We start from the raw sequence: 9,231 nt of genomic DNA on the forward strand, positions 1-9,231 counted from the left end.
GCGGCCCTGGAGCGGGTGCGGCGCGAGTGCTCGGCCGCGGTCGAGGCCGGCGCCCGCATCCTCATCCTGTCCGACCGCGACTGCGATCCCGACCACGCGCCCATCCCGTCGCTGTTGCTGACGTCCGCGGTCCACCAGCACCTGGTGCGCACCGGCCAGCGCTCCCAGGTCGGCCTGATCGTCGAGACCGGCGAGGCGCGCGAGGTGCACCACGTCGCGTTGCTCATCGGGTACGGCGCCGCCGCGGTCAACCCGTACCTGGCCTTCGAGTCGATCGACGACCTCGTCGCCAGCGGCGCCATCGTCGGCGTCCGCTCGGACAAGGCCATCGCGAACTACGTCAAGGCGCTCAGCAAGGGCGTGCTCAAGGTGATGTCCAAGATGGGCATCTCAACTATCCAGTCCTACACCGGCGCCCAGGTCTTCGAGGCGTTCGGGCTGGCCCAGTCGTTGGTCGACGAATTCTTCGGCGGGACACCGTCGCGGCTCGGCGGCGTCGGCCTGGCCACCCTCGCCGAAGAGGTGGCGGCCCGGCACACGGCGGCCTACCCGCTCGTCGCCACCTCACGGGCCCACCGCCGCCTCGAGGTCGGCGGCGAGTACCAGTGGCGGCGCGAGGGCGAGCTGCACCTGTTCAACCCCGAGACGGTGTTCCTGCTGCAGCACGCCACCCGGTCGCGGCGGTCCGACGTGTTCCGCGAGTACACGGCCAAGGTGCAGGAACTCAATCGCCAGGGCGGAACGCTGCGCGGACTGTTCGACTTCAAGGCCGGCGAGCGAGAGCCGGTCCCGCTCGACGAGGTCGAACCGGTGTCGTCGATCGTCCGCCGCTTCGCGACCGGTGCGATGTCGTACGGGTCGATCTCAGCCGAGGCGCACGAGACGCTCGCGATCGCGATGAACCGAATCGGCGGCCGGTCGAACTGCGGCGAGGGCGGCGAGGACGCGCGTCGCTTCCAACCCGACGAGAACGGCGACCTGCGCCGCTCCAAGGTCAAGCAGGTGGCGTCCGGCCGGTTCGGCGTGACCAGCCACTACCTCGTCAACGCTGACGACATCCAGATCAAGGTGGCCCAAGGGGCGAAGCCCGGTGAAGGCGGCCAGCTGCCCGGGTTCAAGGTGTATCCGTGGATCGCGCGGACGCGGCACTCGACGCCGGGCGTCGGGCTGATCTCGCCGCCGCCGCACCACGACATCTACTCGATCGAGGACCTCGCGCAACTGATCCACGACCTGAAGAACGCCAACGACCAGGCGCGCGTGCACGTCAAGCTGGTGTCCGAGGCCGGTGTCGGCACCGTGGCGGCCGGCGTCTCCAAGGCCCACGCCGACGTCGTGCTCATCTCCGGCCACGACGGCGGCACGGGCGCGGCGCCGCTGACCTCGCTCAAGCACGCCGGCCTGCCGTGGGAGCTGGGGTTGGCCGAGACGCAGCAGACGCTGTTGCTGAACGGCCTGCGCGACCGGATCACCGTGCAGGTGGACGGGGCGATGAAGACCGGCCGCGACGTCGTGGTGGCCGCCCTGCTCGGCGCCGAGGAGTACGGTTTCGCGACCGCGCCGCTCGTCGTGTCCGGCTGCATCATGATGCGGGTCTGCCACCTCGACACCTGTCCGGTGGGCGTGGCCACGCAGAACCCGGTGCTGCGCGAGCGGTACACCGGCAAACCGGAGTTCGTCGAGACCTTCTTCGAGTACATCGCCGAGGAGGTCCGCGAGCTGCTCGCGTCGCTCGGCTTCCGGTCGCTCGAAGAGGCGATCGGGCACGTCGAAATGCTCGACACCGCCGAAGCGATCGAACACTGGAAGGCCGACGGGCTGGACCTCACGCCGATGTTGAGCCCCCCGGCCAACCCCTACGAGCAGACCCTCGTCCGCTCCCGCGAGCAGGACCACGCGCTCGACGTCGCGCTCGACCAGACGCTCATCGAATTGTGTGAGGGCGCCCTGCTCGACGGCGCGCCGGTCAACCTCGAGATGAAGGTCCGCAACGTCAACCGCACGGTCGGCACGATGCTCGGCTCGATGGTCACCCGGCGCTACGGCGCCGACGGCCTGCCCCCGAACACGATCGACATCACCTTCCGCGGTTCAGGGGGCCAGTCCTTCGGCGCGTTCCTGCCGCGCGGCATCACGCTGCGGCTGATCGGCGACACCAACGACTACGCGGGAAAGGGACTGTCCGGCGGCATCATCTCGGTCCGTCCGGACGAGGCCGCGCCGTTCCGGGCCGAGGACAACGTCATCGCCGGCAACGTCATCGCCTACGGCGCGACAGGCGGCGAGATCTACCTCCGGGGCGTGGTCGGCGAACGGTTCTGCGTGCGCAACTCGGGAGCGACCGTCGTGGCCGAGGGGGTGGGCGACCACGCGCTCGAGTACATGACCGGGGGAGTGGCGGTGATCCTCGGGCCGACCGGCCGCAACCTCGGTGCGGGCATGTCGGGCGGGCACGCCTACGTCCTCGACCTGGACGGCGGCCGAGTGAACCGGGAGCTCGTCGACGTCGAGGAGCTGTCCGACACCGACGCCGACCGGCTCCGCAACGTGCTGAAGGCGCATGTCGGCGCTACCGGCTCGACCGTCGCCGCGGCGCTGCTGGCCGACTGGTCGACCGCGCGCGGGCGGTTCAGCGCGATCGTCGCGCGCGACTTCCGGCGGGTTCTCGAGGCGACAGAGCGGGCGACAGCAGCGGGCGAGGACGTCGATCAAGCGGTGATGGCTGCTGCCCTCGTCTGACGCACACCGGCCGGCCCGGCAAGCCGTCCTCTTCGACTTCTCGGGGACGCTGTTCCACATCGAGAGGGCCGAAGCTGCGGTGCGGGCCGCGCTGGGCGCCGAGCTGACGGGGCATGCGCCTGAGCTGGAGCGGCTCGGGGCCATCAACGGAAGCGGTCAGCCGGCCGACCTGCCCGAGCACCTCGTGCAGGTGTGGACCGACCGCGATCTGTCCGTCGCCGCCCACCGGGCCGCGTACTCCGGGTCGGCGCGGCACGCCGGGTTGACCGACCGGCAGGCGCGGCTGCTCTACGAGCGCGGGGTCTCGCCGGCGGCCTGGGCGCCCTACCCGGACACGGTCCAGGTGCTGCGCCGCCTGCGCGCGGCCGGTGTCCCGACAGCCGTCGTGTCGAACATCGGCTGGGACCCTCGCCCGGTCTTCGCCCGCTGGGGGGTCGCCGAGCTCTTCGACACGCTGGTGCTGTCCTACGAGCGGGGCGTGATCAAACCGGATCCGCGGATCTTCGAGCTGGCGTGCCAGGCGCTCGGCGTCACGCCCACCGACGCCTTGATGGTCGGCGACAACCCGGACGCCGACGGGGCCGCCGTCGCGATCGGCTGCCGGTTCGTGCTCGTCCCATCCGACGCCGCGCGACCACCGGATTCGCTACTGAAGGCAGTTGACAGCATTCTGTCTGATTGACAGATTACTGTCATGATTCCTTCACCAGTGCACGTCGCCGTGTTCGACACGATGGCCGACTGGGAGCTCGGCTACGCGACCGCTCACATCACCCGACCTTCGTGGCAATGGGACCCGGGCCGGTTCAAGATCGTCACGGCCGGACTGACTCCCGATCCGATCACCACGATGGGCGGGCTGCGCATACTGCCGGACGTCGTGCTCGACGCGGTGCGGCCTCAGGACAGCGCAATGCTCATCCTCGCCGGCGGCGACACCTGGGCCGAGGACGCCATGGCGCCGTTCCGCGCGACCGCCCGCCGGTTCCTCGAAGCCGACGTACCCGTCGCGGCGATCTGCGGCGCGACCTTCGGCCTGGCGCTCGAGGGCCTGCTCGACGATCGCCGGCACACGAGCAACGCCGCGGAGTACCTGGCGATGAGCGGGTACGCGGGCGGCCGGCTGTTCGACGACGAGCCGGTCGTCATCGACGGCGCCCTCGTCACCGGCAGCGGGGTGGCTCCCGTCCACTTCGCCAAGGCGATCTTCGACGTCCTCGGCATCTACGAGCCGTCCGTGGCCGAATCCTGGTTCAAGCTCTACGGCAACCGTGATCCGGCCGGCTTCTTCGAGTTGATGGCGGTCTGACGGGTGAACGAGGAACAGGAACTGCTCGCCGGGGTCGCGATCACCTCGTTCCGGCTCAACGGCCAGTTCCTGGCGCTGGCCGAGGAGCTGGCCCGCCCGGTCGGGCTCACGGCGGCCCGGTGGCAGGTGCTCGGGGCCGTGCTCGCCGAGCCGCTGGCCGTGGCTGGAATCGCCCGCGCGATGGGCATCACCCGGCAGAGCGTGCAGCGCATCGCCGATCTGCTGGTGGACGATGGGCTGGCCGAGTACCGCGACAACCCGGCGCACCGCCGGGCCAAGCTGCTGGCGCCGACCGATGCGGGACGCGCGGCCGTCGACCGCATCAGCCCCGCGCACCGCCGGGCGGCCAGAGCTCTGGTGGCCGAAGTCGGCCCGGCCCGGCTCGCCGAGGCGCTGTCGGCCATGCAGGCCGTCTCCGAAGCCGTCGATTCACTGAGCGGGCGACGTTGACGCGCAAGTAACCCCTAGGGTTGACGCGTGAGTGAAGCTGGCCAGCGAACCAATGTCACAGGGCTCCGCCGCCCGAACGCGCGAAGCGAGGTTCGGGCGTGAACAGGCACGCCAAGATCGTTTGTACGCTGGGACCGGCCACGGACACTCCGGAGCGGGCGCGCGCGCTCGTCGAAGCGGGCATGGACGTCGCCCGGCTGAACTTCAGCCACGGCGCGCACGCCGAGCACGGCCGCCGGTTCCACGAGGTCCGGCAGGCTGCGGCCGCGGCCGGTCGCAACGTCGCCGTCCTCGCCGACCTGCAGGGTCCCAAGATCCGCCTCGGAATCTTCGAGGACGGACCGGTCGTGTGGGCCACGGGTGACCGCGTCCGGATCACGGTCGAGGACTGCCTCGGCAACCACGACCGGGTGTCGACGACCTACAAGAACCTGGCCGACGACGTCCGGCCCGGGGACCGCCTGCTGATCGACGACGGCAACGTCGCGCTCATCGCCGTCGACATCGAGAACGGCACCGACGTCGTCTGCGACGTCACCGAGGGCGGGACGGTCAGCAACAACAAGGGCCTTTCGCTGCCGGGCGTCGAGGTCAGCGTCCCGGCGATGTCGGACAAGGACGCCGACGACCTCGAGTTCGCGTTGCGGCTAGGCGTCGACTTCGTCGCGCTCTCCTTCGTGCGCAATCCCGAGGACGTCAAGCTCGTGCACCGGGTCATGGACGAGGTCGGCATCCGAGTGCCGGTCATCGCCAAGCTGGAGAAGCCCGAGGCGGTCGAGCGGCTGGAAGACATCGTCCGCGCCTTCGACGGCATGATGGTCGCCCGCGGCGACCTGGGCGTCGAGATGCCGCTCGAGCAGGTGCCGATGGTGCAGAAGCGCGCCGTCCAGATCTGCCGGGACAACGCGAAGCCGGTCATCGTCGCCACCCAGATGCTCGAGTCGATGATCACGCACTCGCGCCCCACCCGCGCCGAGGCGTCCGACGTGGCCAACGCGGTGATCGACGGAACCGACGCGGTGATGCTGTCGGGGGAGACGAGCGTCGGCAAGTACCCCGTGCAGGCTGTCGCGACGATGGACCGCATCATCCGTTCGGTCGAGGCGAGTGGCACCAACGTGTCGGGGCTGCAGCACAACCCGCGCACGTCCGGCGGTGCCATCGTCAAGGCGGCGAAGGACATCGGCGACTCCCTCGGCGCGGTCGCGCTCGTGGCTTTCACCCAGACCGGCGACACCGCTCGGCGCCTCTCGCGGCTGCAGCCGAAACAGCGCCTGCTCGTCTTCACCCCGATCGAGTCGGTGCAGCGGCAGATGGCGCTGCTGTGGGGCGCCGAGGCGCATCTGGTGTGGACGGTGCAAACGACCGACGACATGGTCCGCCAGGTCGACTCCGCCCTGCTCAACCGGGGTGTGTGCCATCCCCACGACCTCGTGATCGTCGTCGCCGGCACCCCGCCGTCGACGCCGGGCGCGACCAACACGATCCGCGTCCACCACATCGGAGACGTCCTTCGCCATGGGTGAACCGGACGCTGAAGCACGGTCCGGTCAGGAGGCGGTCGACGGTCTCGTCGCGCTGTTGGATCTCGAGCGCATCGAAGAGGACATCTTCCGCGGTGTGAGCCCGAAGTCGCGCTGGCAGCGGGTCTTCGGCGGCCAGGTCGCGGGCCAGGCCCTCGTCGCCGCCGGCCGCACCGTGCCGGACGACCGGCGGGTGCACTCGCTGCACTCCTACTTCGTGCGTCCGGGTGACCCGACGATCCCGATCGTCTACGAGGTGGACCGGGTGCGCGATGGCCGGTCGTTCTCCACCCGCCGGGTCATCGCCGTGCAGCACGGCGCGACGATCTTCTCGCTGTCGGCGTCCTTCCAACTCGAGCAGGACGGCGTCGAGCACCAGGCGCCGATGCCCGACGTCCCCGATCCGGAATCGCTCCCGACGATCGACAACCTGTACGGCGACTCCCCGGAGGCGGCCGCGTTCTACAAGGCCATGCCGCGGCCGATCGACCTGCGCTACGTCGACGAACCGCCCTGGCGACAGCATGCCGCCGGCCCGCGCGAGGGATTGAGCCGCGTCTGGATGAAGGCCGACGGGATGCTGCCCGACGATCCGTTGCTGCACGTCTGCGTGCTCACCTACGCCTCGGACATGACGCTGCTCGATTCCGTGCTCGTCCGCCACGGGCTGGCGCCGGGGATCGACGACATCTCGATGGCCTCGCTCGACCACGCCATGTGGTTCGAGCGGCCCTTCCGGGCCGACGAATGGCTGCTGTACTCGACCCGCTCGCCGTCCGCGTCGGGTGGCCGCGGCCTCGCGACCGGGCGCTTCTACACGCCCGACGGCGTCCAGGTCTGCAGCGTCGTGCAGGAAGGCATGATCCGCATCAAGCGTCGCGACTGAGCGCGGCCCACGCCGCCTCGACGTGCCGGCGCTCGGTGAGCGGCGAGCCGATCGCCATCCGCAGCGCGGCCCGGCCGTCGACCACCGTATGCGTCAGATACAGCTCGCCGGACGCGTTGACCCGCTGCATCAGGGCGAGCGTCTCGTCGTCGCCGGCCCGCAGCCGGAAGGTGACGAGCGCCAGATGGTGCGGGGCCACCAGCTCGAAGCGCTCGTCCGCGGCGACCCACTCGGCCAGCTCCTGGGCCAGCCCGACGCAGGTGCGGACGTGGGCGCGCAGACCCTCCGCCCCGTACCATCTGATCACCGCCCACAGCTTCAAGGCGCGGAAGCGCCGGCCGAGCGGGACGTGCCAGTCGCGGTAGTCGATCACGGCGCCGGATTCGCTGGCCGCGTTGCGCAGGTACTCGGGCAGGATCGACAGGGCCCCGATCAGCGCGGCCCGGTCGGCGACCCAGAACGCGTCGCAGTCGAAGTTGGTGAGCAGCCACTTGTGCGGGTTGGTCGCGTACGAGTCGGCCAGCTCGAGCCCGTCCGCGATCCAGCGGAACTCCGGCGCCACCGCGGCGACGCCGGCCCACGCCCCGTCCACGTGCAGCCAGGCTCCGTGCTCGGCGGCGATCTCGCCGAACTCACGCACGGGGTCGATCGCGCCGGTTCCCGTCGTCCCGATCGAGGCGACGACCAGCACCGGCGTTACTCCATCGGCGACGTCCCGCTCGATCAGGCGGCGCAGCGTCGACGGCCGGGCTGCGAGCGTGGCCGGGTCGATGTCGAGCTTGCGCAGCGCCGCGGAGCCGAGGCCGGCGATGCGGCAGGCCTTCTCGACCGACGAGTGACTCTGCTCGGAGGTGTAGACGGCGTACCGGCGGGAGGCGACCCCCTCGCGCTCGCTGACCCCGGCGCTGACCCGATGCAGGGCGGCGAGGAGCGCGACGAGAACCCCGTCCGACGCGCTGTGCTGGATGACCCCGCCGCCGATGCCGTCGGATGTGTCCGATGAGCGGAAGCGGTCGGGCAGGTCGAGCAGTTCGGCCAGCCAGTCCAGAACGTGCGTCTCGAGTTCGGTGGCCGCCGGCGACGTCGCCCACAGCATGCCCTGCACGCCCAGCCCCGAGGCCAGCAGGTCGCCGAGGATGGCCGGGCCGCTGGCGTTGGCCGGGAAGTAGGCGAAGAAGGACGGGTGCTGCCAGTGGGTGATCCCGGGCAGGATCGTCGAGTCGAGGTCGCGCAGGACGGCTTCGAACGGCTCGCCCTGCTCAGGCGGGTGCGCCGCCAGCCCGGCCCGGACCTCGCCCGGCGCGACCGGCGACAGCACCGGGAAGGACTCGATGCGTTCGTAGTAGTCGGCGATCCAGTCGATCACCGAGTGCCCGTGCCGGCGGAACTCGTCCGGCGTCATGTGTCCAGTCAACTGCGCCTTCCCGCTTGGTGTGGTTGCCGATCGGGCCGGAAATCAACCATGCCAGGGTGGGTAGGCGGAATCCTGCGGTACCCCCGGTCGGATTCGAACCGACACTGTATGGATTTTGAGTCCATCGCCTGCTGCCAATTGGGCTACGGGGGCCTGTAACGCGCTCGTCATCGTAACTTGGCTAGTCTTGGCGCTCGTTCAGCGTCGAACTGAGAGGACATCGTGGCTGCCGCTGCTGCGACTCCGCCGGCACTCCCGATGCGGGTCCTGATCGCCGAGGACGAAGCGCTGATCCGCCTCGACCTCCGCGAGATGCTCGAGGAAGAGGGCTTCGACGTCGTCGGTGAGGCGGCTGACGGCGAGCAGGCGGTCGCGCTCGCGAAGGACCTGAAGCCCGACCTCGTAATCTGCGACGTCAAGATGCCGAAGATGGACGGCATCGCCGCCGCGGCCCAGATCACCGAGGCCCGCATCGCGCCGGTGGTCATGCTGACCGCGTTCAGCCAGCGCGACCTCATCGAGCGGGCCCGGGACGCGGGGGCGATGGCCTACCTCGTCAAGCCGTTCCAGAAGCGCGACCTCCTGCCTGCGATCGAGATGGCCACGTCCCGATTCGCCGAGATCCGCGCCCTGGAGTCCGAGGTGACGGGGCTGCGGGAGCGCCTGGAGGCCCGCAAGCTCATAGAACGCGCGAAGGGCGCGCTGATGACCAAACACGGCCTCAGCGAGCCGGAGGCGTTCCGCTGGATCCAGCGGGCGGCCATGGACAACCGAACCTCGATGCGCGCGGTGGCCGATCTCGTGCTCAGCGGCGAATCGGCCGGGCCGCCGAATACCCCAAGTACCGGCGAGTAGACGGACATATCGGCGTTAACTCCGGTTGAGATTTGATTACGACGCAGGACTCGGG

The 9,231-nt window shown here is 70.2% G+C and carries 8 protein-coding genes and 1 tRNA gene; 7 read left to right on the top strand and 2 right to left on the bottom strand.

Annotated elements, in window-relative coordinates; genetic code table 11:
- The 6 genes from gltB to tesB form a co-directional block, all read left to right on the top strand.
- The coding region (gene gltB / locus ABR571_RS13910; protein ID WP_409453802.1) for a glutamate synthase large subunit at positions 1-2,739 on the top strand (2,739 nt) is incomplete at its 5' end.
- Positions 2,726-3,421, top strand: coding sequence for an HAD family hydrolase (locus ABR571_RS13915; protein ID WP_409453808.1), 696 nt, complete (start codon positions 2,726-2,728; stop codon positions 3,419-3,421). The genes gltB and ABR571_RS13915, both read left to right, overlap by 14 nt.
- A gap of 12 nt (positions 3,422-3,433) precedes the next feature.
- Entirely contained in the window at positions 3,434-4,048 is a 615-nt protein-coding gene (locus ABR571_RS13920) for a DJ-1/PfpI family protein (protein ID WP_409453803.1), read from the top strand.
- A 3-nt stretch (positions 4,049-4,051) separates the two neighbouring features.
- Positions 4,052-4,498 (top strand): MarR family winged helix-turn-helix transcriptional regulator, encoded by a 447-nt coding sequence (locus ABR571_RS13925; protein WP_409453804.1) that lies wholly within the window; start codon positions 4,052-4,054, stop codon positions 4,496-4,498.
- 98 nt (positions 4,499-4,596) lie between these two features.
- The gene (pyk, locus tag ABR571_RS13930; RefSeq protein ID WP_409453805.1) at positions 4,597-6,024 is read left to right on the top strand and encodes a pyruvate kinase; all 1,428 of its coding nucleotides are present in this window, start codon (positions 4,597-4,599) and stop codon (positions 6,022-6,024) included.
- Complete coding sequence (gene tesB, locus ABR571_RS13935; protein WP_409453806.1) at positions 6,017-6,907, top strand: acyl-CoA thioesterase II; 891 nt, start codon at positions 6,017-6,019, stop codon at positions 6,905-6,907. Before pyk ends, tesB begins: the two co-directional genes overlap by 8 nt.
- On the opposite strand, the gene ABR571_RS13940 is transcribed toward tesB, so the two are convergent.
- Positions 6,891-8,309 carry a pyridoxal-dependent decarboxylase gene (locus ABR571_RS13940; RefSeq protein ID WP_409453807.1) on the bottom strand — a complete coding sequence of 473 codons (1,419 nt, stop codon included), beginning with the start codon at positions 8,307-8,309 and terminating at the stop codon, positions 6,891-6,893. The genes tesB and ABR571_RS13940 overlap by 17 nt on opposite strands.
- 90 nt (positions 8,310-8,399) lie before the next feature.
- Positions 8,400-8,474, bottom strand: a tRNA-Leu gene (locus tag ABR571_RS13945).
- Between the two features lie 105 nt (positions 8,475-8,579).
- Here ABR571_RS13945 and ABR571_RS13950 point away from each other — a divergent pair.
- Positions 8,580-9,176 (top strand): ANTAR domain-containing response regulator, encoded by a 597-nt coding sequence (locus ABR571_RS13950; RefSeq protein WP_409453809.1) that lies wholly within the window; start codon positions 8,580-8,582, stop codon positions 9,174-9,176.
- The last annotated feature ends 55 nt before the right edge of the window (positions 9,177-9,231 follow it).

The sequence above is a fragment of the Jatrophihabitans sp. genome, assembly GCF_046262535.1.
Taxonomy (GTDB): Bacteria; Actinomycetota; Actinomycetes; order Mycobacteriales; family Jatrophihabitantaceae; genus Jatrophihabitans.

Coding starts and splice junctions, on each gene's coding strand:
- ABR571_RS13950 (WP_409453809.1), top strand. CDS start 8,580: ATGCGGGTCCTGATCGCCGAGGACGAAGCGCTGATCCGCCTCGACCTC.
- ABR571_RS13920 (WP_409453803.1), top strand. CDS start 3,434: ATGATTCCTTCACCAGTGCACGTCGCCGTGTTCGACACGATGGCCGAC.
- tesB (WP_409453806.1), top strand. CDS start 6,017: ATGGGTGAACCGGACGCTGAAGCACGGTCCGGTCAGGAGGCGGTCGAC.
- ABR571_RS13940 (WP_409453807.1), bottom strand. CDS start 8,309: ATGACGCCGGACGAGTTCCGCCGGCACGGGCACTCGGTGATCGACTGG.